This window comes from Sphingomonas parva (ex Maeng et al. 2020) (assembly GCF_004564275.1).
Taxonomy (GTDB): Bacteria; Pseudomonadota; Alphaproteobacteria; order Sphingomonadales; family Sphingomonadaceae; genus Allosphingosinicella; species Allosphingosinicella parva.
This window is the reverse complement of the sequence record NZ_SPDV01000061.1, coordinates 1-26,492: the sequence shown is the minus strand read 5'-3', so window position 1 is coordinate 26,492 and position 26,492 is coordinate 1. Positions and strand designations below refer to the sequence as shown.

Below are 26,492 nucleotides of genomic sequence, written 5' to 3'. Positions count from 1 at the left end.
TCGCCCGCGTTCTGGAGGGCGGCCATGCCGCTGCCGCGCGGCGCATCGGCGAAGACATAGCGCAGGCGGGCGGCGTCGTCCGAGCCGCCGATCTCATCGAGGCGGGGCTGGGCTGAGCCGCCGCGCCCGCTCGGCCGGCAGGCGCCACCAGGGAAGCTGGGGGGCGAGATGATGCTCGTGATGATAGCCGAAGTGGAAGCAGCTGAGCAGCGACGCGAGGGTGCCGTAGCCGTTGCTCCGCGCCCGATGCCGGTCGGGGAAACGCCCGGCTCCGGGCCGGTGGGGAAGATAGGTGCCGAACAGGAACAGCTGGAGCGAGGAGAGGATCGCGGGCGTCGCCCAGAACAACAGCAGGTTGGGATATGGCGCGCCGAGCAGCAGGTAGATTGCGACGAGCAGGCTGAGCACCGCCAGCTCGCGAAGCCCGAAATACTGGCGGAAGAAAGCCGCATACCATCCCCAGAAGCGGCTCTTGTGGGAGACGGAGAAGTCCGGATCGTGAGCGGTCCCGGGCCGGCGATGATGCTCGAAATGCTTCGGCCGCAGGCGATCGAAGGAGAAGCCGGCATAAAGCGCCAGCGCGAGGCGTCCCACGGCGCGATTGAGCTTCGGGCGGCCGGGGGCGAGCGAGCCGTGCATGCAATCGTGCGCGACGATGAACAGGCCGACGTCGAGCCAGCAGAGCAAAGCGACGAGCAGGGCCGCGGCCGGGACACCGCCCTTCGCCAGCGGAAAGAAGAACACCGCATAGACGTGCAGCGCGGCCCAGGCCCCGACGATCGCGGCGGTGAGACCAAGGCCGATCGCCGTCTGCCGTTGCGGGCTCACGATCCGCTCCGGGCGCGCAGCACCCCGCGGAGCCGCGCGACGGGCGGCGCGTAGAGGAAGCCGAACGAGACGGCGCCTTCGCGGCCCCGCGTCGCGTGGTGAAGCCGGTGCGCCTGCACCAGCCGCTTCAGATAGCCGCGCCGCGGCGGCTTGACGAACGGCAGCCGGCGATGCACCAGCCCGTCGTGGAGCAGAGTGTAGAGCAGGCCGTAGACCAGGGTACCGGCGGCCACCCACCAGAGCGGCGGCCACAAGGCCGGCAGGACCAGGAACAGCAGCAGGCTGATCATGGCGAAGAGCAAACCGTAGAGATCGTTGCGCTCGAACAGGCCCTCGCGTCGCTCGTGATGCGAACGATGCCAGCCCCATCCCCAGCCGTGCATGACGTAGCGGTGGACGGCCCAGGCGCCGGCCTCCATCGCTAGGACGGTGACCGCAAGAAGGGCAATGTTGAGCAGCCAGGCAGGGCCCATCCGCAGTGAATAGGCGCGTGCCGAAAGCGGGTCCAGCTGGTCCTTTGACCTATCGGCACCGCCTCAGCCCCTGAGCCGCGCGCTCTCCACGATGCGCTCGAACTCCGGCAGCCCGGCCGGGAAATAGTGCATCTTCGCAGCGTCGAAGAGCGCCAGGTAGAAGCGGCCGTCGATGATCGCGCCCACGGCCCTGCCCTGGCGCTCGACCTCGTCGCCGCCGAGATGGGTGTAGTCGAACTGGAAACCGGAGCGGCCGAGGAAGGTACGCGGCTGGAGCCCGGTCATCTCGAAGCGCGTCGCTCCGCCGCGGATTCGGTAGAAGCTCTCGATCATTGCGGCGATGTCCTGCGGCGACATGTCGGCGCGGAAGTTCGGAACCAGCCGATCGGCCTTTCTGCGCTGGCGGACGATCCTTTTGTCGTTCTCCAGCCCGCCGATGAAGGTGAGGCCGTCGAGCAGCGGTCCGTTCAGCGTCCAATTCTCCTCCCGATCGATGTCGTAGCGTCCCCGCGGCGCCTTGTTCCAGGCGATGGTCGGCGTCACCAACATGGTGTCGCGCGCGACCGCCTCCGGCTCCGGCCGCACCAGCGAGTAGCGGCCGAGGCCGAGACCGCCGCCCGCACAGCCCGACAACAGTGCCAGCGCCGCGAGCCCCGGCGAGCACAAGCAACGGCGCATCCCTCGTCCTCCTCTCACTGGCTGAGCGTGTGCCGGACCATCGCGGCGTCCGGAGCCGTCGGCGCAAGCGCCAGATAGCGGCCGAGCGCCGCTCTGCCCTCCTCCCGCCGACCGCTCCTCAGCAGCGCGTAGCCGTGCGCCCGCCAAGCCTCCGGCGGAGCATCCGGGAAAGCGATGGCGGCCGCATAAGCATTCGCCGCCGCCGCGTCGTCGCCGCGGCGCCCGCGCAGCCGCCACACCTCGGCCTCATAATAATGCAGCAGCCCGTTCCATCCGTCCCTGGCGAGCGTGTTGATCAGGAAGAGGCTGGCGCCGGGATCGTTGAGCTTGACCTGATCGTCGAGGAACGTCTTTCGATGCGGCCCGATGGCGCGCAGGTAGCGCTCGCGACCGCGGTCGACCGTGCGTGCGCTCGTCAGCTCCGCGGCCGAGGCCCTCAAATCGATCATCCTTTGCTCGGGCGCGGGATGGGTCGCCAGGAGGGAATAGCCGCGGCGCGCGCGCTTGCGGCGGAACGCGGCGCTGGCCTCGGTCTCGGCGATCAGTTGCTGCCAGGTCTCCGGCATCGCCGTCGGCGCGTAGCCCGCCTCGCTGACCTGGACGATGCCCATCGCATCGGCCTCGGCCTCGAGCTCGCGGCTGTAGGCGAAGAGCGAGAGGATGGTCCCGAACTGGGCAAGCTGGATGAGGTCTCCCGCGTAAAAGCCGCCGGCGGCTCCGCCGACTCCTGCCCCCATCGCGAGGAAGTTCAGCGCCGCGGTCTTGCGCTTCATGTCGCGCCACATCCGGATCTGGTGGCGGCGCAGGAAATGCCCCGCCTCGTGCGCGATCACGCCGGCGAGCTGCGCCTCGTCCCGCATGCGCAGCAACAGCCCCGAGAAGACGACCATGAAGCCGGTGGGCGCCATGAACGCGTTGAATTCGGGAACGTGGGCGAGATAGACGCGCAGGTCCCGCGCCGCCGGGCCGCCGACCTTTTCCCCGAGATCGCGAAGATAGGTGATCAGCGCCGGATCCTTGAGGAGGAGGTTGGAGCCGGCGATCTCCTCCTCCACCCTTTCATATTGCTGCCAAAGCCCCTGCTCGTCCTTGTCCTCCGGCCGGTGGCCGGCCCCGACCAGCGGCTTCATGCTCCGCGGGGGAATGCGGGCCTGGGCGTCGACGGCAAAGCCGGCGCAGCAGGCGCAGCCAAGGCCGGCGATCAGGCTTCGGCGGGTGAGCGCGACGCTCATTCCCGCTCCCTCACCAGGCGTCCCGCCTTCATCCGCCCGAGCAGCCGCTCGACCATCTGCGCCGCGCCCTCCGGCGTGCGGATATCGCCGAAGCCCACCCCGGGCGCGAGGCTGCCGGTCTGGAGGACGTTGAACCAGACCACCTCCCCCGTCCTGAGGTCGACGAGCGAAGCGTAGGCTGATTGACCGCCGCCGCTCTGCGGCGCGCAGAAACCGATGAAGCAGCCCGCTATCCCGAGCACCTGCAGCGCAATTCGTCCGCTCGACGCGAAGCTGTCCTGGGCATGGAGGAACAGGGCATAATCCATGCCAGTGGCGCGGCCGAAGCGGACGGCGTCCTCGCCCAGCGTCCAGTCGACGCCCTGACGCCGCTTCGTCGGCAGCGTGACACCGAGATATTTGTGAAGCGCAATCGAGTTGCCGACCGCCTGGTGGAGCCGCTCGAGCTCGGCGACCGTCTCGGCGCTGACGCCCTGCACGCCGTCGCGCGTCTCGAGGATCCGCGTGCGTCCTCCCCGATCGGCCTGCTGGTCGGCGAGCGCGCGCAGCAAATTGGTGCGGGCCTGCTCGGTCCAATCGGCCCGCGGCTCGATCATGCCGCCGGCGGTGACCAGCCCCACCGTCACGTCGGGCCGCATAACGATCAGGCTGTAATCGCCCTGCGGCGGAGCGAATTGCACGTCGGCGATCTGCTTGGTCTGAACGCAGCCGCCGAGCGCGAGGGTGGAAGCGGTGAACAGGACGAGCAACCCACGGCGCATGTCTCGACTCCCGGCCGGCCTGCTCCGGCCCGCATGCAGCGAGCAAAGGCAAGACAGCTGAACGACTTAGAGAAAACGCGCCCGTGCGGCGCTCGTTCCGGAGCCGAAAGCGAGCGCCGGCTCAGACGCGGGTTTCGCTCCGGGTGACGCCTTCGCTGCCGAACACCCGTCGATAGCGCTCGATCTCCGCGGCGGGGCCGGTCGCCTTGCTGGCATTGTCGCTGAGCTTCACCGCCGGCCGGCTGTTGGCCGACACCAGTTTGCAGACGAGCGAGATCGGCTTCAGCGCGTCGGCATCGGCGGGATGGCAGCCGATGAAGTCGTTGGTCAGCATAGTGCCCCAGCCGATGCCGACCCGCACCCTGTCGTGGAAATGCCGGTGTACGTCGACGATGTCGCTGCCGTTGGCTCTGAAGCCCGGGATCGACACGTCCATCCCGTCGGAGAAGATGATCAGCTTCTCCGTTGGGTCGGCGCCCCGCGCCTGCCAGAAGGCGATCAGCTCCTCGCCGGCGTCGATCGGCGGCTTGGAATCGGGACGCGCGCCGGTCCATCCGGCGACCCAGTCCGGCGCGTCGCGCAGGAACTGGGTGGTCCCGAAGGTGTCGGAGAGGAAGACGAGCAGCCCGCCGTGGTAGCTCTCCTGCCATTGCTCGAGCACGCGATACTGGGAGGCGCGCAGGCAGCCTTCGTCGTCGTCCGGGCACAAGGCCGCCAGCGCCATCGGCAGCTCATGGGCGTTGGTGCCGCGTGCCTCGAGACCGTGCTTCATCGCAAGGTACGCGTTGGACGTGCCGGTGAAGGCGGACCCGAGCACCTCCTGGGCGGTGAGCACGCAATGCTCCTGCCAGAGAAAGCTGTGTCGCCGCCGCGTGCCGAACTCGGTGAGGTTCAGATCCTCGAGCTCGGCGAGGCGCTCCAGCTTGGCATAGAGCTTCACCTTCGCCCGTGCGAACAGGATGTCGAGCTGGCTGCGGCCCATCGTCTTCAGCACCGCGCGGTTGCGCAGCTCGTTGACCACGGAGAGGACGTAGATCTCCCAGAAGGTCGTCTCCGCCCAGCGGCCATGCGTCTCGAACACGATCTGGCCGGTCTCGGGATCGGCGCCGAGCGAATAGTCGGGCAGCCGCAGGGTCCGCAGGAACTCGATATAGTCGGGCGTGAACATGCCCTCCTGGCCGTAGAAGGTCTGGCCGCGCAGCCAGACCAGCTCGTTCGCCCGAAAGGTCAGGCTGCGGACATGATCGAGCTGCTCGCGAAGCTCGCCGGGATCGATCAGCTCGGCGAGGCGGACCGTCTTCGTCCGGTTGGACAGAGCGAAGCCGGCCTCGACGTCGAGGTGCCGCTTCCAGATCATCTGCCCCATCAGGAATTTGTAGAAATCGGTGTCCAGCAAGGTGCGGACGATCGGGTCCATCGGGAAGCTATGGTCCCAGGCGCGGCGGGCGAAATCCATCCCGCGTCCTTAAGCGGGCTCGCGGCGGCCGCCTAGAGTCGGAAGCCGCCGGGGCGGTCAGTAGACGGCGAACGAGGCGCCGCTCTTGATCGACCAGCTGCGCGCCTCGCGGGGACGCCACCAGACATGGCGGCTGCGGAAGGCGCCGGCGCCGTTGAGCTTCACTTCGGCGAGCGGAACGGCGGCGCTGCAGTTGCCGCATTCGGCGAGACGGCGGCCGATGATCCACTGCGAGGCGCCGCAATCGGGGCAGGTCCGGGCCTCGCCGGAGCGGAACAGCACGCGCTGGCTGGCGCCGCACTCGCGATGATCCTCGTCTGCCTGAAAAGTCGCTTCAAACCCTTCGCTCAAGCTCACAACCCACTCCCTTCCCGCTACTTGCTTCGTAGCGGGAAAAAGACGTGGGCGGAGCGAGATAGCGGAAAATTTTTTGGATCGGCGTCAATAGGTGCGCAGGCGGTCGCCGGGCGAGGTCCCGCGCACCGCGCAAGACCCGTTCAGGCCGCCTGGTCGAAGCCGTCTACGGCCCAGAGATCGGGCTTGGGATGCGGCCTGTAGAGGATGCCCACGCCGGTCATGCCGGTGTCCGCCAGGGCCAGCGCCGTGCCGCAGAAGCCGCACTCGGCGGAGATGCGTCCGACGTGCCAGTGGCTGCGTCCGCAGCCCGGGCATGCGTTGAACTCGCCCGGCCGGTAGACGATCTGATAACCGCGCAGCGACGGGTCGTGCGGGAAAGAACGGTCACCCTGGATAGCCCTCAACATTGTCTTACTCCCTCCGCAGAGAATTCGTTACGCCTGCGGTGAAACGTGCAATGCCATCGACGGGTTGAATGCCCGATGAATGTTTTCGCCGCTGTCACGATCCGGGACAGGCTCGGCGAAAAGCTTGCGGGCGGTGTCGACCGGCAGCGTCCCTCGCAGGATATGCTGCCGTTCTGCCCACGCCCTGTGGCTGCCGGATGGCCGCGCCATCGGCTTTGTGTTTCGATCGTAGCAGGAGCCGCCCGGCGCCGACGCCGGGCGGAGCTCAGCCGAGCGCCTTCTTGAGCAGCTCGTTGACCACGGCGGGATTGCCCTTGCCGGCCATCGCCTTCATCGTCTGGCCGACGAAGAAGCCGAAGAGCTTGTCCTTGCCGCCGCGATATTCGGAAACCTTGTCCTGGTTGGCGGCGAGGACATCGGCGATCACCTTCTCGATCGCGCCGGTATCGGAGGTCTGCTTGAGCCCCCGCTCCTCGACGATGACGCCCGGATCCTGGCCGGTCTCGAGCATCAGCTCGAACACCTGCTTGGCGAGCGTGCCCGACAGCGTGCCGTCGGCGATCAGGGCGAGCAGCTCCGCGGCCTGCTTCGCGGTGACCGGGCTGTCGGCGAGGCTGCGGCCGAGACGGTTGAGCGCCCCGAACAGATCGGAGATCACCCAGTTCGACGCGCGCACGGCGTGCGCCTCGCCGAGATGGCCGAGCAACTCCTCGAACCAGCGCGCGGTATCGACCTCGGCCGTCAGCACCGAAGCGTTGTAGGCAGGCAGGCCCAGCACCGTCTCGTAGCGGCGGCGCTTGGCATCCGGCAGCTCGGGCAGGGAGGCGCGGCACTCCTCGAGGAACGCGTCGGTGAGCTCGACCGGAAGCAGATCCGGATCGGGGAAGTAGCGATAATCGTGCGCTTCCTCCTTCGAGCGGAGCGACCGGGTCTCGACCTTGTCCGGATCGAACAGGCGGGTCTCCTGGACGACGGTGCCACCGCTCTCGAGCACGTCGACCTGGCGGCTCGCCTCGTATTCGATCGCCGCCATGATGAAGCGGACCGAGTTCACATTCTTGGTCTCGGTGCGGGTGCCGAACGGCGCGCCGGGCTTGCGCACGCTGACGTTGACGTCGGCGCGCATCGAGCCCTGCTCCATGTTGCCGTCGCAGCTGCCGACGTAGCGCAGGATCGACCTCAGCTTGCGGATATAGGCACCCGCTTCCTCGGGGCTGCGCATGTCGGGCTTGGAGACGATCTCCATCAGCGCGACGCCGGAGCGGTTGAGATCCACGTAGGAGAAGCTGGGGTGCTGGTCGTGCATCAGCTTGCCCGCATCCTGCTCGAGGTGGATGCGCTCGATGCCGACCTTCTTGGCCGAGCTCTCGTCCTTCTCGTCGAGGAGGATCTCGATCTCGCCCTCTCCGACGATCGGATGATAGAGCTGGCTGATCTGATAGCCCTGCGGCAGATCGGCGTAGAAATAGTTCTTCCGGTCGAAGCGCGACCAGGGGTTGATCTGCGCTTCCAGCGCCATGCCGGTACGCACCGCCTGGCGGACGCACTCCTGGTTCAGCACCGGCAGCATGCCCGGCATCGCCGCGTCGACGAGGCTGACCTGGCTGTTCGGCTCGGCGCCGAACTCGGTCGACGCTCCGGAGAAGAGCTTGGCGGCGGAGGTGACCTGGGCGTGGACCTCGAGGCCGATCACGACCTCCCATTCGCCGGTAGCACCCTGGATGCGATAGTTGCTCATGCGTCTGTTCCGAAGACGGAGTGGGTTTCGAAGCGCACCATCACCACCACGCCTCCGGACGGGCGGTGAAGCCGGCGCGCTCCTCGAAGGCGAGCGCGGCGTTGAGGACGCCCTGCTCGTCGAGCGCGCGGCCGATCAGCTGAAGGCCGAGCGGCAGGCCCTGCGAGTCGAGACCCGCCGGAACCGCCATCGCCGGGAGGCCGGCCAGGCTGGCGGGACCCGCGAAAACGTCGTTCAGATACATGGCGATCGGATCGGCGGTCTTCTCGCCGAGCCCGAAGGCGGCCGACGGCGCGGTCGGGGTGAGCAGCAGGTCGACCTTGTCGAACGCCTGCTCGAAGTCGCGCGCGATCAGCGCCCGCACCTTCTGCGCCTGGTTGAAATAGGCATCGTAGAAGCCAGCGGAGAGCACATAGGTGCCGATCATGATCCGACGCTTCACCTCGGCGCCGAAGCCGGCGGCGCGGGTCGCCTCGTACATATCGGTGAGGTTGCCGTTCTCCGGCGCGACACGCTGGCCGTAGCGCACGCCGTCGTAGCGCGCGAGGTTCGACGAGGCCTCGGCCGGAGCAATGATGTAATAGGTCGGCAGCGCGTATCTGGTGTGCGGCAGCGAGACCTCGACGATCTCGGCGCCGGCATCGCGCATCCAGGCGATGCCCTGCTCCCAGACCTGATCGATCTCGGCCGGTACGCCGTCGATCCGATATTCCCTGGGGATTCCGATGCGTTTGCCGCGAATGTCGCTGGAGAGGTTCGCCTCCCAATTCGGCACCGGCAGGTCGAGCGAGGTCGAATCCTTCGGATCGAAGCCGGCCATCGCCTCGAGCATGATCGCGCAGTCGCGGACGTCGTGCGCCATCGGTCCGGCCTGGTCGAGGCTGGAGGCGAAGGCGACCATCCCGAAGCGCGAGCAGCGGCCGTAGGTCGGCTTGATCCCCGAGATGCCGGTGAAGGCGGCCGGCTGACGGATCGAGCCGCCGGTGTCGGTGCCGGTGACGCCCGGCGCGAGGCGCGCCGCGACCGCCGAGGCGGAGCCGCCCGAAGAGCCGCCCGGAGTCAGCGCGGCGTTGCCGCCGTCGTTGCGCCGCCACGGCGAAAGGACGTTGCCGAAGAAGCTGGTCTCGTTGGACGAGCCCATCGCGAACTCGTCCATGTTGAGCTTGCCGAGCATGCCGGCGCCGGCGGCAAACAGATTGCCGCTGACCGTCGATTCATAGACCGGCTTGAAGCCCTCCAGCATGTGGGAGCCCGCGGTGGTCTGATAGCCCTTGGTGGCGAACAGGTCCTTGATGCCGAGCGGGACGCCCGACAGCGGCTTCAGCGCGCCGGCGGCCCGCGCCGCGTCGGCGGCGTCGGCGGCGGCGAGCGCGTGCTCGGGGGTCTCGATGACGAAGGCGTTGAGCGCCCTGCCCTTCTCGACCTGGGCGATGAAGGCCTCGGCGATCTCGCGGGCGGAGAAGGCGCCGTCGCGGACGCCGTCGCGGATCGCGGCGACGCCGAGCTGGGTGAGATCGCTCATCACTCGATCACCTTCGGCACGGCGAAGAAGCCGTGCTCGGCCACGGGTGCGTTGGCGAGAACCGCCTCGCGGATACCGCCGTCGGTCACCTTGTCCTCGCGCAGGCGCAGGTGGTTCGGAATGACCGCGGTCATTGGCTCGACGCCGGAGACGTCGACCTCCTGCAGTTGCTCGACCCAGCCGAGGATGTTGTTCAGTTCGGGCGCGAGCGCCTCGACCTCGGCATCGCTGACGGCGATGCGGGCGAGGCGCGCGATATGGCGGACGGTGGCGGTGTCGACGGACATTCTGACCCTATCGGATGACGCGGCCGCACGGCGGCCCTCGCCGGCGGCGCTAGCACCAAGTGCTGCGCTGCATCAAGGCGTCCATCCGGTCTCGCCTCAATTGAGGACCGGGCCGACCGGCTTGCCGTCGACGAAGACCTGCCGCTTCTCGACGGCGCGGATCTCCACCGTCGCCGTCGGCAGCGCACCGGCGGCGTCCACCGTGCGCACGGGCGGCGGCGGCGCGAAGCTCTTGAGGCGGGTCCAGCCGATCGCGTGCCGCGCGAAGACGTCGATCTCGATCTCGCAATTCCTGCAGGGCACGCTGATCAGGATCGGCTGCTCGGGATGGCCCAGCTCCAGCCGGCAGGTTTCGACCGTGCACCGCCCAGTCATGGCGACGGCCTCCGCCAGCCCCGCCGGCACCTTCGCGCCTGCCGGCGTGACGACAAGTTTCGGCGGATCGCGCCGCAGTCGCTCGGCCGGTGTGAGTTCGGGTGCCTTGAGCGCCCAGCGATCCTGCGCCTTCACCGCCGCTGACGCCTTCGCACGGACCGCCGGCGACCCGCTCCGCGCCAGCCGCTCGAGCGCCCTGCGCCCGGCCGGACCGAAGTCGAAGCGCAGCGCCGCCCAGTCGAACCGATCCGGCGTGATCCGGCCCTGCTCGAGCCGTGCGACCTGATCACGAGTCGAGATCGCGCCGAAGCTGACGATCGGCAGAGCCAGGAACAGGGCAAGCAGGCAGATGCCGACGGCGAGGCGCACGTTCGCCCGCCGAAGCATCTTGCCCCAGGCGCCGCGGCCGCGGACCAGCACCGCCAGATAGGCGCCGGCGAAGGCGATCGCCACGCCGACGAACACCAGCGCCCAGAGACGATCGGGGGTGAAACCGTATTGGTCGATCCTCTTGGCCGTGGAGACCGCCGCGACGAGCGCGAGCGGCAGCATCACGGCCGCCAGCGCCATCGCCGACCAGCGCAGGGGCGCCGCCCGCCCCTCTTCCTCCCGACTGTTGCCGATCACCGCGTTGATCAGCACCACCGCGCCGAGCAGGCAGACGAGCACGATCGGCGTGGTCGACTTGGTCTTCTCCCAGAGCGGCTCGAGCCCGGTGAACAGCAGGGCGACGACGAAGACGAGCAGACCGGCGGCGAGCACCGGCGCCAGCACGGAGAGGATCGCCCGCACCACCTTCTGCAGGACGCCGACGACGCTGTCGCGATCGCGCAGCAGGCCGACGGCGCCGCCGAACGCGCCGCACACCAGCATCCAGACCGGCCATTCCGCGTCGAACAGGGTGCGCAGGATGCTGAGACCGATCAGATCGAACAGCGCGCCGAGCAGCAGGACGAGCAGGAAGGTGGCGAGGGCGAATCCCCAGGCGGCGAACCACAGGATCACGTTGGTCCAGGCATGGTAGAGCGCGACGGACGGGCCGATCCGAAGGCCGCCCTCGTCGCGCGCGGTCTGGAACAGGGGCAAGGCGATCGCTGTCGCGAGCAAGGAAGAGAAGAACTGCCAGCCTTCGCCGGCGCCCCATTCGCCAGGGGCGCCGTTCCACCAGCCCACGAGCGCGACCACCACGCCCACGCCGAGCGCGAAACCAGCGGACCAGCGCCAGCGCAGCCGCTCGAGCGACAAGGCCAGCGCCACGCCGCCGACGGCGAGAAAGGCTGCTCCCGCCATGGCCAGGGGCGCCTCGCTCCACAGGTTCGCGGACGCGCTCTCGACCAGCAGGTGGATCACCGGACCGATCACGATGCCGAGCGCGGCCAGGAGTAGCGCGCGCGCGGGCCATGGCGCGTGATCGATCGGCACCGACTCGCTCATCTCAGGCTCCATCCTTCCGCCTCCGTCACGACCTTCTTATCCCTTGCATCCTCTTCTGCCATCGGCTTGTGCAGCCGCGATGCACTTTCGGAGGAATTGATGTCGGACGCCGGGCAAATCGCAGACGAGACCGCGCCCGGCCGGCCGGCCAGGGCGAAGCGCCCGCGCTCCAACCTCGCCCGCCGCTTCCTCTGGGTGGTGGCCGGCCTGATCGTCCTCGCGGTGATCGCCCGGCTCGCCTACAGCTTCTACGGTGCCGAGCTGATGCGGCTGACGATGGTGCCGGGCGCGCGCTTTGCCGGCGGCCCGCCGCCGGCGGCGAAGCTCTACGACCGGGCCGACATGTGGATCGCTCGTCCGGACCTCAAGGACAATCCGGCGCTGTGGACTCCGCCCGGCGTCGGCCGAAGCGCGGCGCCCCGCGCGTCGCTCTTCTTCATCCACCCGACCTCCTATCTCGAGAAATCGGCCTGGAACGCGCCGCTCGATCACCAGGATTCGCAATGGCGCGCCCGCCTGTTCGTGCGCAGCCAGGCGAGCGCGTTCAACGACGTCGCCGAGATCTGGGCGCCCAAATACCGGCAGGCGACGTTCGGCGCCTTCCTCACCACCAAGGAGGATGCGCACAAGGCGCTCGACTTCGCCTATCGCGACGTCCTCGCCGCCTTCGAGACCTTCCTCGCCCGGGCGCCGCAGGACCGGCCGATCATCCTCGCCGGCCACAGCCAGGGCAGCCTCCACCTGCTCCGCCTGCTCGAGGAGCGGGTCGCCGGCACGCCGCTCGCGAAGCGCGTGGCCGCCGCTTACGTCGTCGGCTGGCCGGTCTCGGTCACCGCCGATCTGCCCGCCCTCGGCCTTCCGGCCTGCGAGACGCGGGAGCAGGCGGGCTGCGTGGTGAGCTGGCAGACCTTCGCGGAGCCGGCCGATCCGAAGATGGTCACCGACGTCTACGACGCCTCGGTCGGTCCCGGCGGCGTCCGCCGCGCCGGATCGCCGATGCTGTGCGTCAATCCCTTGACCGGGATCCGCAGCGGCGAGGCGCCGGCCACGGCCAATCTCGGCATGCTGGTGCCGAACGAGGCGCTGACCGAGGGCGAGCTGAAGGTCCCGGCGGTCGGCGCCCGCTGCGACGTGCGCGGCTTCCTGCTGATCGGCGAGGACAAGCCGGACCTCGGTCCCTACGTCCTCCCGGGCAACAATTATCACGTCTACGATTACGCTCTGTTCTGGCGGAACATCCGCGCCGATGCCGCCGCGCGCCTGGCGGGCTTCACCGGCCGATGATCTCGGCGCGGGTCAGCGACTTCCGGGCGGCGCTGCCTGCAGGCGGGCGGCTGATGGGGCTGGACGTCGGCACCAAGACGATCGGCGTGGCGCTGTGCGACGCCGGCTGGACGATCGCCACGCCTGCCGAGCTGATCCGCCGCGGCAAGTTCCAGGCCGATCTCGAGAAGCTCCGGCTGCTCGCGACGCGCGAGACCGTGCGCGGGCTCGTCATCGGCCTGCCGCTCAACCTCGACGGGACCGACAGCCCCCGTACCCAGTCGACCCGCGCCTTCGCCCGCAACGCGGCGCCGCTCGGCCTCCCGATCCTGCTGTGGGACGAGCGCTGGTCCACCCAGGCGGTGACCCGCGCCCTTCTCGACGCCGACGCCAGTCGTGCTCGCCGCGCCGAGCTGGTCGACAAGATGGCCGCGGCCTACATCCTCCAGGGCGCGATCGACGGCCTGATGATGGGCTGAGCGCCTGCTTGCCGCCGCGGTGGTCGCAGCCTATCGGCGGCGCATGTCCAGCTTCGCCCATCGCCACCTGCTCGGCATCGAGCATCTCACCCGCGACGACATCCTGACGCTGCTCGACGAGGCCGAGGGCTGGGCCGCTTTCAACCGCCGGGCGCGCAAGCAGGACCAGAGGCTGGCCGGGCTCACCCAGTTCAACATCTTCTTCGAGAACAGCACCCGCACCCTGTTCTCGTTCGAGGTCGCGGGAAAGCGGCTCGGCGCGATCGTCGCCAATTTCCATGCCGCCGGCTCTTCGGTGCAGAAGGGCGAGACGCTGATCGACACCGCGCTCACGCTCGACGCGATGCGCCCCGACGTGATGGTGATCCGCCATTCGGAGACCGGCGCTGCCGCCGAGGTCGCGGCGGCGGTCGGCTGCGCGGTCGTCAATGCCGGCGACGGTACCGGCGAGCACCCGACCCAGGCCTTGCTCGACGCGCTGACCATGCGCCGCCGCAAGGGCCGGATCGAGGGACTGAAGGTGGCGATCTGCGGCGACATCCGGCACAGCCGCGTCGCCGGATCGAACATGCGCCTCCTTCCCAAGCTCGGCGCGGAGTTGCGGATCGTCGCGCCGCCCGCCCTGCTCCCGGACGACAGCCGCGGCCTCCCCGCCTTCACCGACCTCGACGAAGGGATCGACGGCGTGGACGTGGTGATGATGCTGCGCATCCAGCGCGAGCGGATGGAAGCGAGCGTCTCGGGACCGCTGGACGATTTCCACGCCCGCTACGGCCTCACCCGCGATCGGCTGCGGCGCGCGGCACCGGACGCGATCGTGATGCACCCGGGCCCCATGAACCGCGGCGTCGAGATCGCCAGCGACGTCGCGGACGACCGCGACCGCTCCGCCATCCTCGAGCAGGTCGAGATGGGCGTCGCGGTGCGGATGGCCGTGCTGGACGTCCTTACCCGCGACCGGCGGGACTGAGGCTGTGCCTCTCCTTCGCCGGAGGCGGGAGACAGTCAGCCGCGGCTGACGTTGGTGTAGCGGCTCGCCCATTGCACCGGCGCGTCGCCGGCAACGGCACGGACGAAGCATACGCCGCCCTTGGCTTTCACCGTTCGGCAGACACGCGAGGCGTCCTCATGGCTGGCGAAGCCCGCCACCGAGAGCCTGTGGAAGGTACCCTTGGGGAGCTTCACGATCGTGCTGAACGGAGTCTGCTCGCCGAAACCGTAGCGCTTGTACGCCTGGGCCCAGGCGCGCTCGACCGCGGCGGGCGAGCTGAACGCGCCGAGCTGGACGGCGAAGCGGCCGGTTCCCTGCGCGATGGCCGGCTTCGGCTTGGCGGCATCGAAGCTGCGCGCGAGCGGCTGGGCCGCCGACGCCTTGATGACGGCCGGCTGCGGCGTCACCAGGGACTGTACCGCAGCGGCATAGACCGGCTGGGTGTCTTCCTGCGAAGCGGCGTCCGGCGCGGCGGCGGAGACCCAATCGGAGACTTCGGCCATCTTCACCTTGGTCTCGGCGGCCGGAACGGCAGGCGATACATCGGCGGGCTGATACGAAGCCTGCTGGATCGGCGCGGACTCCGGTGCGGCGACGCGCTCGGCGGCGGCGAGGGCCGTGCCGTCGCTCTGCGTCGGCGCCAGAGCGAGGCGCGTCGGCTGGCCCGCGTCGCTCGCCGCCGGCGTCACACCGAACAGGGCGGCGACCTGATCCGAAGGCGCCTTGGGCTGCGCGAGGGTCGCCCATTGCTGGAGGCGAGCATTGAGCTGATCGGGCGCGATGTCCTGCGCGGCCGTGGTGCGCGCGCGCGCCCAGTCACCGGCGAGAGCGTAGGTCAGGGCGAGATTCTGCCGCACCCGCGCCGGGGCGCCCTCCTCGCGCGCGGCGGGCTCCAGTAGCGCGATCGCGCGCGCCGTGTCGCCGGCCAGGGCATAAGCGAGGCCGAGGTCCGCGGCAGGAGCATCGTGCATCTCGTCGAGCCGCGCGATCGCGCCGCCGCGCTGGCCGAGGGCGGTGCGCGAAAGCGCGGCTGACAGGCCGGCGCGCAGGTTGGACGGATCCAGGGCGAGCACGTCCTCGAACGTGGTCGCGGCCGACTGGAAGCGGCCGTTCTTCAGGTAGAGATCGGCGAGCAGCATGCGATAGCCGACGTCCCGCGGCGAAAGCTCGACGGCCTGTTCGGTGTATGCGAGGGCATTGGCGAGATCCCCCCTCTGTACCGCCGCATTGGCCTTGGCGAAGAGGGTCACCGCCTCCTGCTCGGCCTTCGGCGTGCGGGCCGCGGCCGCGCTCGGGCGGAAGCTCTGGGTGCCCGGGGTGCAGGCGACCATCGATCCCGCGATCGCGAGACCGGCCATGCCGAACTTCAGGACCTTGCTGCTGTTCATGTCTGCCACTCCGCTCAGCGGCCCGAAGCGTCTGCCGGCACGCGCTCGGCCAGCTTTTCGACTTCGGGGAGGGATTTGAGGAAATCGTCGAGGGCGCCGGTCACCAGCTGCTGCGCCGAGACGCGGGTCAGCGCGCAGGCGAGCCGCAGCTTGAGATGCCGGTCGGTGTCGAGGCGCAGGGTGAACGCCGCCTTGCCCTTGCCGGGATCGCTGCGGCGACGGGGCATCGGAACGATCGGCGCCGCCTCGGCGGCGGCTGCCTCGAAGACGGGCGCCTCGACGACAGGCGCCTCGGCAACGGGCGCCTCGGCAACGGGCTCCGCCGCGAACTGATGCTCCAGGGCGCGCTGGTGCGCCACCACGGTCGGCTCGGACGCCGCCCGGGATCCGGACGGCGTCAGGCCGGCGGTGCCGTGCAGCGGTGCGACGTCGGGGCGATGGGCCGGTTCGGCATGGCCCATGTCGTTCCAGCCGAGATCGTCGAGCTGATGGCTGCCGAAGCCGGCGAAGCCCTGCGGGCGCATCGCGGGCTTCGCGGCGCCCTTGCGGGCGAGCAGGCCGGAGGAGAGCGAAGCGAAAGGCTTGGTGTCGCGCATCGGACGCCGCTCCCTCTTACTGGCCGACGACGCGGCGGCCGAAGCCCCCGGCGGGACGCTGGACCGGAGCATGCGGCGCGTGCGGCGAGAAGCCGCCCGGCGCGGTGAAGACGGTGCGGCGGAAATTCTTCTCGAGCCGATCCGAGATATAGTCCCAGAGCTCCTCGACCTCGCGAGCGGACTTGCCCTTGGGATCGACCTCCATCACCGTGCGGCCGTCGATCATCGAGGCCGCGAAATCGGTGCGGTGGTGGAGCGTCACCGGCGCCACCGTGCCGTGCTGCGAAAGGGCGACGGCGGCTTCGTAGGTGATGCGCGCCTTGGGAGTCGCGGCATTGACGACGAAAACGAGCGGCTTTCCGGCGCGCTCGCATAGGTCGACCGTGGCGCCGACCGCGCGCAGATCGTGCGGAGACGGGCGGGTCGGGATGACGATCAGCTCGGCGACCTGGATGACGCTCTGGATCGCCATCGTGATCGCCGGCGGCGTATCGATGACGGCGAGCTTGAACCCCTGGCCCCGCAGCACCTCGAGATCGGAGGCGAGCCGCGCGACCGTGGTCTGGGCGAAGGCCGGCAATTCGGCCTCGCGCTCGTTCCACCAATCGGCCAGCGAGCCCTGCGGGTCGATGTCGATCAGGCAGACGGGCCCTGCCCCGCTGCGCTCCGCCTGGACGGCGAGATGGCCGGAAAGGGTGGTCTTGCCCGATCCACCTTTTTGCGACGACAGTGCCAAAACCCGCATGATTCCCCTCGGCTCCCAAGGCTGGTGGCTGCGGTCTGCGCCCGCCTCGGCTAAATTTCGGTTAACGGAGCGACGTTTTGCCACCATTGCTGCGGCTTGACGTCATCGCCCGCCGCGCCCCCCTCCGCTATGCTAAGGCGCCCTTAACCCTTTCCAGCGTAACGACCCGGGCAAATACCGAACGGAGTTCAGCCATGCAGATTACGGGCCGGAAGTTTCTCGGCAGTGTCGCCGCCGCAGCCCTGCTCGTCGCGACCGGCAGTGCGGTCTCCTACGCCGCCGCCGGCGCAGAGGTCGCAGCCCAGAACGACGCGGCCGGCGCCGCCTCGGTCCAGGCCGGCATCAATGCCTGGCAGGCCGGCGATTACGCCGGCGCCGTCCGGACCTGGCGCCCGGTGGCCGATCGCGGCAACGCCGATGCTCAGTTCAACCTCGGCCAGGCCTATCGGCTCGGCCGCGGCGTGCCCGCGGACCTGCGCACCGCGCAGAGCTGGTTCGAGAAAGCGGCGCAGCAGGGCCATGCCCAGGCGCAGGCCAATCTGGGGCTGATCCTCCATCAGAACGGCGAGCGCCAGCGTGCGATGCCGTGGATCCGCAAGGCCGCGGATGCGGGCGATCCGCGTGCGCAATATGTCCTGGGAACGGAGCTGTTCAACGGCGATCTGCTGCAGAAGGACTGGCCCCGCGCTTATGCCTTGATGCAGCTTGCCGCCGGTCAGGGCATGCCGTTCGCCGTCAGCAACCTGCAGCAGATGGACAAGCTGATCCCGCTCGCGCAGCGGCAGCAGGGCCTGGCCCTCTCCCGCGAGATGCAGGGCAAGGCGCCGCCGCGGCCGGCACAGGTGCCGGGCAGCGTCGGCAAGGCCACGGTCCCGCCGTCCAACTCGGCGATCCAGTCGACCCTGCCGGCGCCGGCACCAGCCAAGGCTTCGCCCGCGCCGGTGAAGACGGCGCAGGCTCCCAGGCCCGCCGCACCGGCTCCCGCCGCGACGCCCGCGGCCAGCGGCCGCGGCTGGCGGGTCCAGCTCGGCGCCTTCTCCACCCAGGCCAACGCAAAGAAGCAGTGGGAGAGCCTGCGCGGCCGCGTCGGCGGTCTCGCCGGCCTGCAGCCGGCCCTGGTCGCCGCCGGCGCGGTCACCCGCCTGCAGGCGGGGCCGCTCCCCAGCAAGGCCGCCGCGGACCGCATCTGCGCCGCCGCGAAGCAGGCCGGCGCCGCCTGCTTCCCGGTCGCTCCCTGAGCGATCCGCATCGCCACGGCGGCCCCCATTAACGCTTCCTTTGCGGCCGCCGAATAGGGTCGGGTCAAAGGGAAAGCGGGGACAGCAGATGGGTGCACGGCCGCGAATCGGCAGTGGGGAGCGCATGGCGACGCGTTGGCGACGCCGGCGGATGTGCGTGCTCGTCGCCGACCAGGTCTCCCCCGCTGCGCTTCGCGAGGTGAGTGCGCGCGGCGCCTTCCTCGAGACCAATGCGCGGCCGACGCTCGGAGCCGAGGTCGAGCTTCGCCATCCGGAAGCCGGAACGATCCACGGAACCGTCCAGGCGGTCGCGCACGACGGGGTCCGCCTGGGCTTCGCCTGCGGCGAGCATTCGGTCGGCTTCGCGCTGGCCGCGATCGCCGCCGACATGAGCCGCCCGTCTCCGCGCTAGACCAGCGGAGCCCCGGCGGGCCTACCCCCTCGATCCTGCTAATCCGCCCATTCGGCGCGGGCATAACCCTGCGCATAAAGCAGCGCGGTCAGGTCGCCCTGCTCGATCCGCGCGTCCGCCGCCGCGGCCGCGGCCGGCTTGGCATGATAAGCGACGCCCAAGCCGGCGGCCTGCAGCATCGGAATGTCGTTCGCGCCGTCGCCGACCGCGAGCGCGTCCTCCGCCTCCAGCCCGCGCTCGGCAAGGCCGTCGAGCAGTGTCGCTTTCTTCGTCTCGGCGCCGACGATCGGCTCGGCCACCGTGCCGTCCAGCCTGCCCTCCGCGCCGAGCAGGCGGTTGGCGATCACCCGTTCGAAGCCGATCTCGGCGCCGAGCGGATCGGCGAAGCGGGTGAAGCCGCCCGAGACGAGAATGGTCAGCGCCCCGTCGCGCCGCATCGTCCGGACGAGCGAAGCGGCCCCGGGCATCAGCCGCACGCGCTCGCTACGGCATTGGTCGATGACGGCCTCGTCGAGGCCTTCCAGCAGCCGCACCCGCGCACGCAGCGCCTCCTCGAAGCGCAGCTCGCCGCGCATCGCGCGCTCGGTGATGTCCGCGACCTCGGCCTTCAGGCCGGCATAATCGGCGAGCTCGTCGATGCATTCGACGGTGATCATCGTCGAATCCATGTCGGCGACGAGCAACCGCTTGCGGCGTCCCGCCTCACCCTGGACGATCACGTCGACTCCGGCGAAGCGCCCCTCGAGAGCGCTGCGCGCCGGCGCCGGATCCGCCGAGAAGAGGAGATCGCAAGCCTTGTCCTCCTCGATCCAGCTGCGCCCCATCGGCTCGATGCCGGCAGCGCGAAGCGCATCCTCCGCGTGAGAAATATCGCCGCCCGCGAGCCGCTGCTTTGCTATCAGTGTGGCGATGAACATGTCTTCCTCTTCGCTTCCGGCGGTCGCGCTTATCGCGGGGCCGACCGCGAGCGGCAAGTCGGGCCTCGCCCTTGCGCTCGCCAGACGCTCCGCGTCGGTCATCGTCAACGCCGATTCCGCGCAAGTTTACCGGGACCTCAGGATCGTCAGCGCCCGGCCCTCGATCACAGAGGAGGAAGAGGTGCCCCACCGCCTCTACGGCACGCGCGACGGCGCCAGCCCCTGCTCGGCGGCGGAATGGGCGGCCGACGCGCGGCGGGAGATCGAGATTGCCCATGGTGAAGGGCGGCTGCCGATCCTGGTCGGCGGGACCGGCCTCTACATACGGACATTGCTCGAGGGGATCGCGCCGGTCCCCGCGATCGATCCGGACATTCGCGAGGCGGTGCGGCGCCTGCCGGTCGCCGAGGCGCATGCGGCGCTCGCCCGCGAGGATGCCGAGGCGGCGGCGCGTCTCCGGCCGAGCGACACCACGCGGGTGGCGCGGGCGCTGGAGGTCGTCCGCTCGACCGGACACGGCCTTGCCCATTGGCAGCGCGAGCGGACGGGCGGGATCGAGGACAGGGTCGTGCTTCGCCCGCTGCTGCTTCTCCCGCCGCGTCCCTGGCTCTACGAACGCTGCGACCGCCGTTTCGACGAAATGTTTCAGGATCAGGGCATTGCGGAAGTTTCCTTGCTTCTAGAGCGAGGTCTGGATCCGGCCCTGCCGGTGATGCGCGCGATCGGTGTGCGGGAGATCGCAGCGTTTCTGCGCGGCGAGCTCGGCCGCGAGGAGGCGCTCGAAGCGGGGCGGCGCGCCACCCGCCAATATGCCAAGCGCCAATATACCTGGTTCGCCCATCAGCCGCCGGATGCGTGGCCGCGGTGGAACGGACCGCTCGACACCGCCGACTCCGGCGCGCTCGCTTTGCTCGAGCCGGGCAATGCGGCGGCCGCCTGAGTCCGCGGGCGCGCGGGCACATTGCCGCGAGACGGCTAATCGCCTAGCGCGACGGGATGGACGCCTTCTTCGATGCCGATGCCGATCTCGGCCTGATCCGAAGCCTCGACGTCGCCGTGATCGGCTATGGCAACCAGGGCCGTGCGCAGGCCCTGAACCTTCGCGACAGCGGCGTCCGTGTCACCGTGGGGCTGCCGGCGGAGTCGCGCAGCCGCGCACGGGCCGCGCAGGACGGTTTTGACGTCATGACGGCGGCCGAGGCCTCCGCGCGCGCCGATCTGGCCGTCATGCTCACCGCCGACGAGGCGCAGGCGGCCATCTACGCCGAAGCGATCGCGCCGAACCTGCGCCAGGGCGGCGCTTTGCTCTTCGCGCACGGCCTCGCGATCCGCTTCGGGCTGATCGTGCCGAGGCCGGACCTCGACGTCCTGCTGGTCGCGCCGAAGGGGCCGGGCACGGCGCTTCGCAGCCTGTATGAGCAAGGCTCCGGGCTCATCGCGCTGTTCGCCGTGGGGCAGGACGCGAGCGGACGGGCCTGCGCGCTGGCGCTCGCTTATGGCAGTGCGCTGGGCAGCGGCCGGGTCGGCATGCTGCCGACCAGCTTCGCCGAGGAGTGCGAGGCCGATCTGTTCAACGAGCAGGCCGTCCTCTGGGGCGCGATTCCCGAGTTGATCCACGCCGGCTACGAGACTCTGGTGGAAGCCGGTTTTTCGCCGGAAGTCGCGTATCTTGAATGCCTTACCGAGGTAAAGCTCATAGCCGATCTCATCTACGAGCGCGGCATTGCCGGGATGCGCGAGGCGATTTCAAACACCGCCGAATTCGGCGCCCTGGAAGGCGGCAGCCGGATCGTCACCGCCGACACGCGCACCGAGATGCGGCGGATCCTGCGCGACGTCCGCAGCGGCCGCTTCGTCGAGTCGCTGCTCCGCGACGCGGAGGCGGGCTATCCGCGCCTGCGCGTCAACCGCGCGCAGGCGGCCGATCACCCGATCGAGGCGGTCGGTCGCCGGCTGCGGCAGCTCTCCGCCCCGCGCGCAGGCTGAAGCGTCAGGGCGCCTCGGTCGGCGCGTTGTCGATGAACAGATCGAGCTGGGACTGACACCCCTTCTCGATCAGCGCCGAGGCGAGACCGGCGGGATCATCGGGCACCGCGGACAGCCGGGCGAACTTCACCTTGGTCGGATCGTCGTTGCCGGTCCAGCTCAGGCGGTATTCGCCGTCGGCGAGCGGCACGGCGGCCGGCCAGGCGAGCTCGTCCTTGCCGTCGGCCCATTCGACCTTCTCGGTCGTGCCCGCAGGAGTGGCGATCGCCAGCGTCACGGCGCCGTCCTTCTCCGGTCGCCAGAGCTTCACGCCGACGTCAGGCGAGACGCAGACGGTGCCGCTCTGCGAGACGTCGACATGCCAGAGGCTCGGACTGGACGGAATTTCTCCCGCCCGCATCGCGCCGAAACGCCCGCGCGCATTGAACGCCGCCGCCACCTTGGTCGCCGCGCCGAGCTTGAACGCGCCCGGCCCGCGCAGCACCCGGGTCGCGTTCGAGACCAGCACGGTGACGATATCGCCCGGCTGGAGCTGGATCGACGCGCTGTCGGCGACCGACTTGCCCGGCGGATAGGCCTTGGCCGAGGGACCGGCCGAACGCAGGACGAGGCCAGCGTTCGCGGCGGCCGGGAGTGCCAGGAACGCAGCGGCGACCAACGCGAGGGACGATTTCGAAGCTCTCATGATGATTAAGCTCCCGCTCTTACAGGGTTGATATTTCTATGGCTCTGGGTGGGCGACCCCATATCCGATCGCTTCCGCAACGGTCAGGCAGCGCCTCGTGGAGCGGTCCGACCCCTGCTCGCTGATCGCCTTCTGACGATACATTACGTCGGTCAGCAGCTTTCGCGAGATACCCATCCGGATCAGGAAATCATTGTCCTCGCTGGCGAGGAGGGCCGATTCCTGCTCGACGGTGCCGATCAGGGCGATCGCCTTGCTCTCCCCGCCGGAGACCTCGTTCGCGATCGCTTCCCGATTGCCGGTGTGGGTGAACATATGCACCGCGAAGATCCCGCCCTCGTCGATGAAGCGCGCCTCGCCGCCCATGAACAGGAAGTTGCAGGCCGAGAAGCAGGCCCACCCCTTGGGGATGCGCGTCGGTATACCCGATTGGCGAACCAGCTTTCCCGCCGCGCTTCCGGCCCCGGCGTTGCCACCGGGAGAGCGCACCCAGATCTCGTCGATCACGCCGTCGGCTCCGTCCAGTGCGGCCTTGAGACGCTCCGGGACGGTCTCGTCAATCGCGCCTTCGGCGCGGAGCACGCGGAGCCCGTTGATCTCCTCGACCGTGAACCGCATCTGCCGGTAGGTCGAGAAGTTGAGGCTCTTCGGGCAGGTCGGATTGACCGGATCCATGGCCTCCTGCGCGATCGTGCCTTCCGCCGAGGCGAGTGCGGCGAAGCCGAGCAGGAGGGAAAGCCAGCGCACGGTCACACCCGAACGTACTTGCTGGTGCCGGGCTTGCGGCACAGACGCTTGGGCGCCGTGGTCTCCTCGCCGTCGACGATGACGACATCGCTGACGGTCATGCAGGTGCTGCCGTCGGCGAGCTGCTCGCGGCCTGTGACGCTCGACGAACCGGAGACGTTCGGGCGAGTCTCGCTGGTCCAAGTCGCGGTGGTGCCGACTCCGCCGCGCATGGCGTCATCGGTGGCCTTGGCAGCCTGCTGCTGCTCCTTGCAGTCGAGGATCGCGATCAGCGCCTCCGAGAGCAACTCGCCGGTCGGGAAAAGTCCTCCGACCGTCCCCCCGAAGGCGGAGCGGCCGAAGACGTTGCCGGCCATGCCGCCGAGGAAGCCGCCGAGCGCCTTGCGCTTCTTCTTCTTGGTCTCGTCGCATTGCGCCGAGCCGCCTTCGTCCTGGCCGACGAAGGCTGCGGCGCTTGCCGGCGGAGCGATCGCGCCAAGTGGCGCGATGATCAGCGAGGCGGCGATAACTTTGTTTAACATCAGTGAGTTCCCCCATGAACCCTCTCGGGTCGAGCCTATGCCGCAGTGCCCGCACGGTCAATGCGGAGGCGGTCGGTGAGTGTATCGATCTGCCGTTGCAGACCGGCGAGCGTGGCGGCGAGATCCTGTTCCCTGTCCTCGCGCTTCAGCACCAGGCGAACGGCACGGGCGGTCGGATCGACGATCTCGATCAGCGCGTCGCGCTCGGCCGTGCTGAGGCAGGAGCGGTCCGGCCGCGCGCCGACCAGGAGCCAGCCGAGCAGCGGCCCTTCCTCGGGGCGCAGCGGAAGACGGATCGAGAAGGTCTTATCCGCCGGCACGAAGTCCAGCGCGCCTGCCGGAGCCGGGCTCTCGGTGGCGAGCCAGGCCGAGACCGAGGCGTCGTCGATCCCGCGCGCCTCGATCACTTTGCCCTCCACGACCAGGGCCAGCCGTCGCGGCCGCACGCCCGCCTCGACCCGGTCGAGCACCTCGCGCACCACGTCGGACAGCGGCGCGAAGTGGCGGATGTCGCGAAGGCATCCGGCCAGGCCCTCGCGCAGATCGACGAGCTTGCGGTGGAAGCGGCGCTCGGTCCAGCCCTGCACCCGCTCGTAGACCGGCGCGACGAGGATGGTGGAGACAGCGGTTCCGACGATCGGTGCGATCGACCCCGCATTCTGGCCGAAGCCCCGCAGGATGATCTCCTTCACCCCCTCCATGACGCCGGCGAAGGCCGCGCCGAGGATGACGGTGATCAAGGCGATCGAGATCGAGCGGCTGATCACCGCCTCGGCGTCGTAGAGCCGGTATTTGACGAGCGCGACGAGCAGACCGAGCTGGAGCAGGAGGAAGCCGAGGCCGAAGGCGAAGCCGGCGGTGACCTCGAGCGCGAGCTGTCCGCCGAAGCTGCCCACGTCGAGCTTCAGCATGTCGGCGGTGAGCGCCGCGCCGATCAGCATTGCGTAACCGGCGAAGCCGAACAGCGCCCATTTCAGCTGCTGGCGCTCGTCGTTCTGCGGCGCCCGCCGCAGCCGCCGGAACAAAGTGTCGACCGCCAGCGCCATCAACGCGATGAACAGGATTCGGTAGACATTTCCGCTGACGAACAGAAGCGACGGCAATGCGGCGATGAGCACGAGCACCCAGAGCGGACGCAGCCGACCGAAGGGGAAGAGCATGATCCCGCCGAGGAGCAGGATGTTGCCGAGATCGTAGAGGATGCGATGCGCCCATTCCGGGAGGCCGGCGGCGGCGAAGAAGCTCGCCGACGGCTGCTCGGCCGCCATCGTCAGCAGGATGGCGAGCGACACGATCGAGCTGACCACGTCCTCCTCGCGCCGGCGCCAGAGGAACCAGGCCGAGGCGAGCAGGAACGGATAGGTCGGCAGGTGAACGAGATCGACCAGCGACAGCAGCCAGGCGGGAAGGCCGAGGCCGGCTGCGGCTTTCTCGATATGCTGCTCACCGGTGGTGACGGTGACGTCGCGGCGGCGGCCGTCCGCGCCTGCGAGAGTGAGGACGATCGGCCGGCTCTCGGTGCCGTAGAGAATTTCGCCCAGGAGGGCGTAATCGGCCTCGGTGGTGCCGGGCGGCAGCGGTCCGTCCGCCGACGGCATCGGCACCCTGGCGGACAGCGCGATGCCGTCGATCGCCACGAGCTCGTCGCCGGCGCGCACGCCGGCGGCCGCGGCGGCCGGTCCGACCGGGAAACGAATGCGAGTCAGATCGTCCTCGCCCAGCGCGAGGCCGGCGCGGCTGCCGGGAACGAGCGCGCTGTTCTGCGCCGGTGCGGAGAGGCGCTGCCAGGTCCCTGCAACGGGGCCGGCGATGGCGAGCAGGAAGGCGGCGATCCAGACGAGGCGAAATGCCCAGACGGCGCCGCGCCCGAAATCGGGCACGCGCTCCGGCAGTCCTGACCGAAATCTTCCTGCCATACGCAGCCCCCACAAGCGCGCCGTGGATAGCATGGCCGCATCCAATGCCAAAGCGCGCGCCCGAGGGCGCGGCCGGGAGGCCATGGCGCCCCACGGGCCTGCCGCGTCGCAGCTGTGGGAGAGGATTGCCTGGCTCATGACGCGGCGCTGCGACTGCGGGCCCCTGCCCGCCCCTTCTAAGGACCTTGGATCGGGCCCTTGCTAGGTGCGCCGCGTTGCGGGAATGTGCCGGGAGCTGCGCTTTGATGTATCGATTGTTGCAGCTTCGCGCCGGCCGAGCCGCGGCCGCGCCTCACTTCCGGCCGAACAATTTCTCGATGTCGTTATGGGCGAGCTTCACCCAGGTCGGGCGGCCGTGATTGCACTGGCCGCTGTGCGGCGTCACCTCCATCTCGCGCAGCAGGGCGTTCATCTCCGCCACCGAGAGGATGCGGCCGGCGCGCACGGAGCCGTGGCAGGCCATGGTCGCCGCGACGTGATCGAGCCGCTCCTTCAGCGACAGCGCCTCGTCGAAGGCGGCGAGCTCGTCGGCGAGATCGGCGACGAGACCGATCACATTGCCGTTGCCGAGCAGCGCCGGAGTCGCCCGGACCAGCATCGCGCGCGGCCCGAATCGCTCGAGCTCGAGTCCCATCTCGGCAAGCTCGCCGATCCGCGCGTCGAGGCGGTCGCACGCCGTCTCGTCGAGCTCGACGACCTCCGGCAGCAGCAGGGCCTGGCGGGCGACGCCGCCGTCGGCGACCGCGCGCCGCATCCGTTCGAGCACCAGCCGCTCGTGGGCGGCGTGCTGATCGACCAGGACCAGCCCGTCCTCGGCCTCGGCGACGATATAGGTGGCGGCGACCTGGCCGCGGGCGACGCCGAGCGGGAAACGCGTCGCTTCCGGAGGTTGCGCGACCGCCGCCTCGGCCCGCGCCAGCGGTGCCGGCGCATAAGCGTCGCGAGTTTCCCAGACATTGTGCTGGCCGTTCCTCGGCGGCGGGAAGGCCGCGGCGAGCGCTTGGGCGGCCTCGCCGGCCGCGCCGCCGCTCCACCAGGGCGCGGCCTCGGCGGCGGCGGG

The 26,492-nt window shown here is 69.7% G+C and carries 27 protein-coding genes and 1 pseudogene; 7 read left to right on the top strand and 21 right to left on the bottom strand.

What is annotated here, in order from left to right:
- Positions 1 to 93: 93 nt before the first annotated feature.
- The 12 genes from E2493_RS19155 to E2493_RS19100 form a co-directional block, all read right to left on the bottom strand.
- Entirely contained in the window at positions 94 to 828 is a 735-nt protein-coding gene (locus tag E2493_RS19155; protein WP_135082838.1) for a fatty acid desaturase, read from the bottom strand.
- Complete coding sequence (locus tag E2493_RS19150) at positions 825 to 1,301, bottom strand: sterol desaturase family protein (RefSeq protein WP_135082840.1); 477 nt, start codon at positions 1,299 to 1,301, stop codon at positions 825 to 827. The genes E2493_RS19155 and E2493_RS19150 overlap by 4 nt, the downstream gene beginning before the upstream one ends.
- A 63-nt stretch (positions 1,302 to 1,364) precedes the next feature.
- On the bottom strand, positions 1,365 to 1,979 hold the full coding sequence (locus E2493_RS19145; protein WP_135082842.1) for a hypothetical protein: 615 nt from the start codon (positions 1,977 to 1,979) through the stop codon (positions 1,365 to 1,367).
- A 14-nt stretch (positions 1,980 to 1,993) separates the two neighbouring features.
- Entirely contained in the window at positions 1,994 to 3,211 is a 1,218-nt protein-coding gene (locus E2493_RS19140; protein WP_135090098.1) for a M48 family metallopeptidase, read from the bottom strand.
- The gene (locus tag E2493_RS19135; protein WP_135090096.1) at positions 3,208 to 3,972 is read right to left on the bottom strand and encodes a hypothetical protein; all 765 of its coding nucleotides are present in this window, start codon (positions 3,970 to 3,972) and stop codon (positions 3,208 to 3,210) included. Before E2493_RS19135 ends, E2493_RS19140 begins: the two co-directional genes overlap by 4 nt.
- Positions 3,973 to 4,093: 121 nt before the next feature.
- A complete protein-coding gene (locus E2493_RS19130; RefSeq protein WP_135090094.1) occupies positions 4,094 to 5,428 on the bottom strand; it encodes a nicotinate phosphoribosyltransferase in 1,335 nt (444 codons plus the stop codon).
- Between the two features lie 57 nt (positions 5,429 to 5,485).
- Positions 5,486 to 5,785 (bottom strand): hypothetical protein, encoded by a 300-nt coding sequence (locus tag E2493_RS19125; protein ID WP_135090092.1) that lies wholly within the window; start codon positions 5,783 to 5,785, stop codon positions 5,486 to 5,488.
- A gap of 140 nt (positions 5,786 to 5,925) precedes the next feature.
- Complete coding sequence (locus tag E2493_RS19120; protein WP_191993028.1) at positions 5,926 to 6,192, bottom strand: hypothetical protein; 267 nt, start codon at positions 6,190 to 6,192, stop codon at positions 5,926 to 5,928.
- Positions 6,193 to 6,457: 265 nt separating this feature from the next.
- Positions 6,458 to 7,930 carry an Asp-tRNA(Asn)/Glu-tRNA(Gln) amidotransferase subunit GatB gene (gatB, locus tag E2493_RS19115; RefSeq protein WP_135090090.1) on the bottom strand — a complete coding sequence of 491 codons (1,473 nt, stop codon included), beginning with the start codon at positions 7,928 to 7,930 and terminating at the stop codon, positions 6,458 to 6,460.
- Between the two features lie 40 nt (positions 7,931 to 7,970).
- The gene (gene gatA / locus E2493_RS19110; protein WP_135090088.1) at positions 7,971 to 9,452 is read right to left on the bottom strand and encodes an Asp-tRNA(Asn)/Glu-tRNA(Gln) amidotransferase subunit GatA; all 1,482 of its coding nucleotides are present in this window, start codon (positions 9,450 to 9,452) and stop codon (positions 7,971 to 7,973) included.
- Positions 9,452 to 9,739, bottom strand: coding sequence for an Asp-tRNA(Asn)/Glu-tRNA(Gln) amidotransferase subunit GatC (gene gatC, locus E2493_RS19105; protein WP_135090086.1), 288 nt, complete (start codon positions 9,737 to 9,739; stop codon positions 9,452 to 9,454). The genes gatA and gatC overlap by 1 nt, the downstream gene beginning before the upstream one ends.
- A 96-nt stretch (positions 9,740 to 9,835) precedes the next feature.
- Positions 9,836 to 11,548 (bottom strand): DUF4153 domain-containing protein, encoded by a 1,713-nt coding sequence (locus E2493_RS19100; RefSeq protein ID WP_135090084.1) that lies wholly within the window; start codon positions 11,546 to 11,548, stop codon positions 9,836 to 9,838.
- Between the two features lie 99 nt (positions 11,549 to 11,647).
- Between E2493_RS19100 and E2493_RS19095 the strand changes: the two genes are divergently transcribed.
- Genes E2493_RS19095 through E2493_RS19085 form a run of 3 tightly spaced genes read left to right on the top strand, consistent with a single transcriptional unit; the run spans position 11,648 to position 14,260 of the window.
- Entirely contained in the window at positions 11,648 to 12,832 is a 1,185-nt protein-coding gene (locus E2493_RS19095; RefSeq protein WP_135090082.1) for a DUF3089 domain-containing protein, read from the top strand.
- Positions 12,829 to 13,290, top strand: a complete 462-nt coding sequence (gene ruvX / locus E2493_RS19090; RefSeq protein ID WP_135090080.1) for a Holliday junction resolvase RuvX — start codon at positions 12,829 to 12,831, stop codon at positions 13,288 to 13,290. The genes E2493_RS19095 and ruvX overlap by 4 nt, the downstream gene beginning before the upstream one ends.
- Before the next feature lie 43 nt (positions 13,291 to 13,333).
- A complete protein-coding gene (locus E2493_RS19085) occupies positions 13,334 to 14,260 on the top strand; it encodes an aspartate carbamoyltransferase catalytic subunit (RefSeq protein ID WP_135090078.1) in 927 nt (308 codons plus the stop codon).
- 35 nt (positions 14,261 to 14,295) lie between these two features.
- Here the strand turns inward: E2493_RS19085 and E2493_RS19080 are convergent, their stop codons facing one another.
- Genes E2493_RS19080 through E2493_RS19070 form a run of 3 tightly spaced genes read right to left on the bottom strand, consistent with a single transcriptional unit; the run spans position 14,296 to position 17,010 of the window.
- Positions 14,296 to 15,669 (bottom strand): SPOR domain-containing protein, encoded by a 1,374-nt coding sequence (locus tag E2493_RS19080; protein ID WP_135090076.1) that lies wholly within the window; start codon positions 15,667 to 15,669, stop codon positions 14,296 to 14,298.
- Between the two features lie 14 nt (positions 15,670 to 15,683).
- Positions 15,684 to 16,265: a hypothetical protein gene (locus E2493_RS19075; RefSeq protein ID WP_135090074.1), complete on the bottom strand. Its 582-nt coding sequence runs from the start codon at positions 16,263 to 16,265 to the stop codon at positions 15,684 to 15,686.
- 16 nt (positions 16,266 to 16,281) lie between these two features.
- Positions 16,282 to 17,010 (bottom strand): ParA family protein, encoded by a 729-nt coding sequence (locus E2493_RS19070; protein ID WP_135090072.1) that lies wholly within the window; start codon positions 17,008 to 17,010, stop codon positions 16,282 to 16,284.
- 194 nt (positions 17,011 to 17,204) lie between these two features.
- Between E2493_RS19070 and E2493_RS19065 the strand changes: the two genes are divergently transcribed.
- Positions 17,205 to 18,248 carry an SPOR domain-containing protein gene (locus tag E2493_RS19065; RefSeq protein ID WP_135090070.1) on the top strand — a complete coding sequence of 348 codons (1,044 nt, stop codon included), beginning with the start codon at positions 17,205 to 17,207 and terminating at the stop codon, positions 18,246 to 18,248.
- A gap of 124 nt (positions 18,249 to 18,372) precedes the next feature.
- Entirely contained in the window at positions 18,373 to 18,660 is a 288-nt protein-coding gene (locus E2493_RS19060) for a hypothetical protein (RefSeq protein WP_225421596.1), read from the top strand.
- Between the two features lie 38 nt (positions 18,661 to 18,698).
- Here E2493_RS19060 and serB read toward each other — a convergent pair whose 3' ends face one another.
- Positions 18,699 to 19,577 (bottom strand): phosphoserine phosphatase SerB, encoded by an 879-nt coding sequence (gene serB / locus E2493_RS19055; protein ID WP_135090066.1) that lies wholly within the window; start codon positions 19,575 to 19,577, stop codon positions 18,699 to 18,701.
- Between serB and miaA the strand changes: the two genes are divergently transcribed.
- Both miaA and ilvC read left to right on the top strand, forming a co-directional pair.
- The gene (gene miaA / locus E2493_RS19050) at positions 19,576 to 20,517 is read left to right on the top strand and encodes a tRNA (adenosine(37)-N6)-dimethylallyltransferase MiaA (RefSeq protein WP_135090102.1); all 942 of its coding nucleotides are present in this window, start codon (positions 19,576 to 19,578) and stop codon (positions 20,515 to 20,517) included. The genes serB and miaA overlap by 2 nt on opposite strands.
- A 56-nt stretch (positions 20,518 to 20,573) precedes the next feature.
- The gene (gene ilvC, locus E2493_RS19045) at positions 20,574 to 21,563 is read left to right on the top strand and encodes a ketol-acid reductoisomerase (RefSeq protein WP_135090064.1); all 990 of its coding nucleotides are present in this window, start codon (positions 20,574 to 20,576) and stop codon (positions 21,561 to 21,563) included.
- Positions 21,564 to 21,567: 4 nt separating this feature from the next.
- Here ilvC and E2493_RS19040 read toward each other — a convergent pair whose 3' ends face one another.
- The 5 genes and pseudogenes from E2493_RS19040 to E2493_RS19020 form a co-directional block, all read right to left on the bottom strand.
- On the bottom strand, positions 21,568 to 22,248 hold the full coding sequence (locus E2493_RS19040) for a hypothetical protein (RefSeq protein ID WP_135090062.1): 681 nt from the start codon (positions 22,246 to 22,248) through the stop codon (positions 21,568 to 21,570).
- Between the two features lie 36 nt (positions 22,249 to 22,284).
- On the bottom strand, positions 22,285 to 22,995 hold the full coding sequence (locus E2493_RS19035) for a hypothetical protein (RefSeq protein WP_225421595.1): 711 nt from the start codon (positions 22,993 to 22,995) through the stop codon (positions 22,285 to 22,287).
- A 2-nt stretch (positions 22,996 to 22,997) separates the two neighbouring features.
- Positions 22,998 to 23,516 (bottom strand): hypothetical protein, encoded by a 519-nt coding sequence (locus E2493_RS19030; protein WP_135090060.1) that lies wholly within the window; start codon positions 23,514 to 23,516, stop codon positions 22,998 to 23,000.
- A 35-nt stretch (positions 23,517 to 23,551) separates the two neighbouring features.
- Positions 23,552 to 25,432 (bottom strand): hypothetical protein, encoded by a 1,881-nt coding sequence (locus E2493_RS19025; protein WP_167737638.1) that lies wholly within the window; start codon positions 25,430 to 25,432, stop codon positions 23,552 to 23,554.
- A gap of 292 nt (positions 25,433 to 25,724) precedes the next feature.
- Positions 25,725 to 26,492: pseudogene (locus E2493_RS19020) on the bottom strand (DNA mismatch repair endonuclease MutL); the annotation flags it as partial.

Excerpts from the sequence above, each read along its gene's own strand:
- E2493_RS19150 (WP_135082840.1), bottom strand. The coding sequence starts at position 1,301 with ATGGGCCCTGCCTGGCTGCTCAACATTGCCCTTCTTGCGGTCACCGTC.
- E2493_RS19145 (WP_135082842.1), bottom strand. The coding sequence starts at position 1,979 with ATGCGCCGTTGCTTGTGCTCGCCGGGGCTCGCGGCGCTGGCACTGTTG.
- E2493_RS19140 (WP_135090098.1), bottom strand. The coding sequence starts at position 3,211 with ATGAGCGTCGCGCTCACCCGCCGAAGCCTGATCGCCGGCCTTGGCTGC.
- E2493_RS19135 (WP_135090096.1), bottom strand. The coding sequence starts at position 3,972 with ATGCGCCGTGGGTTGCTCGTCCTGTTCACCGCTTCCACCCTCGCGCTC.
- E2493_RS19130 (WP_135090094.1), bottom strand. The coding sequence starts at position 5,428 with ATGGATTTCGCCCGCCGCGCCTGGGACCATAGCTTCCCGATGGACCCG.
- E2493_RS19120 (WP_191993028.1), bottom strand. The coding sequence starts at position 6,192 with ATGTTGAGGGCTATCCAGGGTGACCGTTCTTTCCCGCACGACCCGTCG.
- gatB (WP_135090090.1), bottom strand. The coding sequence starts at position 7,930 with ATGAGCAACTATCGCATCCAGGGTGCTACCGGCGAATGGGAGGTCGTG.
- gatA (WP_135090088.1), bottom strand. The coding sequence starts at position 9,452 with ATGAGCGATCTCACCCAGCTCGGCGTCGCCGCGATCCGCGACGGCGTC.
- gatC (WP_135090086.1), bottom strand. The coding sequence starts at position 9,739 with ATGTCCGTCGACACCGCCACCGTCCGCCATATCGCGCGCCTCGCCCGC.
- E2493_RS19100 (WP_135090084.1), bottom strand. The coding sequence starts at position 11,548 with ATGAGCGAGTCGGTGCCGATCGATCACGCGCCATGGCCCGCGCGCGCG.
- E2493_RS19095 (WP_135090082.1), top strand. The coding sequence starts at position 11,648 with ATGTCGGACGCCGGGCAAATCGCAGACGAGACCGCGCCCGGCCGGCCG.
- ruvX (WP_135090080.1), top strand. The coding sequence starts at position 12,829 with ATGATCTCGGCGCGGGTCAGCGACTTCCGGGCGGCGCTGCCTGCAGGC.
- E2493_RS19085 (WP_135090078.1), top strand. The coding sequence starts at position 13,334 with ATGTCCAGCTTCGCCCATCGCCACCTGCTCGGCATCGAGCATCTCACC.
- E2493_RS19080 (WP_135090076.1), bottom strand. The coding sequence starts at position 15,669 with ATGAACAGCAGCAAGGTCCTGAAGTTCGGCATGGCCGGTCTCGCGATC.
- E2493_RS19075 (WP_135090074.1), bottom strand. The coding sequence starts at position 16,265 with ATGCGCGACACCAAGCCTTTCGCTTCGCTCTCCTCCGGCCTGCTCGCC.
- E2493_RS19070 (WP_135090072.1), bottom strand. The coding sequence starts at position 17,010 with ATGCGGGTTTTGGCACTGTCGTCGCAAAAAGGTGGATCGGGCAAGACC.
- E2493_RS19065 (WP_135090070.1), top strand. The coding sequence starts at position 17,205 with ATGCAGATTACGGGCCGGAAGTTTCTCGGCAGTGTCGCCGCCGCAGCC.
- E2493_RS19060 (WP_225421596.1), top strand. The coding sequence starts at position 18,373 with ATGGCGACGCGTTGGCGACGCCGGCGGATGTGCGTGCTCGTCGCCGAC.
- miaA (WP_135090102.1), top strand. The coding sequence starts at position 19,576 with ATGTCTTCCTCTTCGCTTCCGGCGGTCGCGCTTATCGCGGGGCCGACC.
- serB (WP_135090066.1), bottom strand. The coding sequence starts at position 19,577 with ATGTTCATCGCCACACTGATAGCAAAGCAGCGGCTCGCGGGCGGCGAT.
- ilvC (WP_135090064.1), top strand. The coding sequence starts at position 20,574 with ATGGACGCCTTCTTCGATGCCGATGCCGATCTCGGCCTGATCCGAAGC.
- E2493_RS19040 (WP_135090062.1), bottom strand. The coding sequence starts at position 22,248 with ATGAGAGCTTCGAAATCGTCCCTCGCGTTGGTCGCCGCTGCGTTCCTG.
- E2493_RS19030 (WP_135090060.1), bottom strand. The coding sequence starts at position 23,516 with ATGTTAAACAAAGTTATCGCCGCCTCGCTGATCATCGCGCCACTTGGC.
- E2493_RS19025 (WP_167737638.1), bottom strand. The coding sequence starts at position 25,432 with ATGGCAGGAAGATTTCGGTCAGGACTGCCGGAGCGCGTGCCCGATTTC.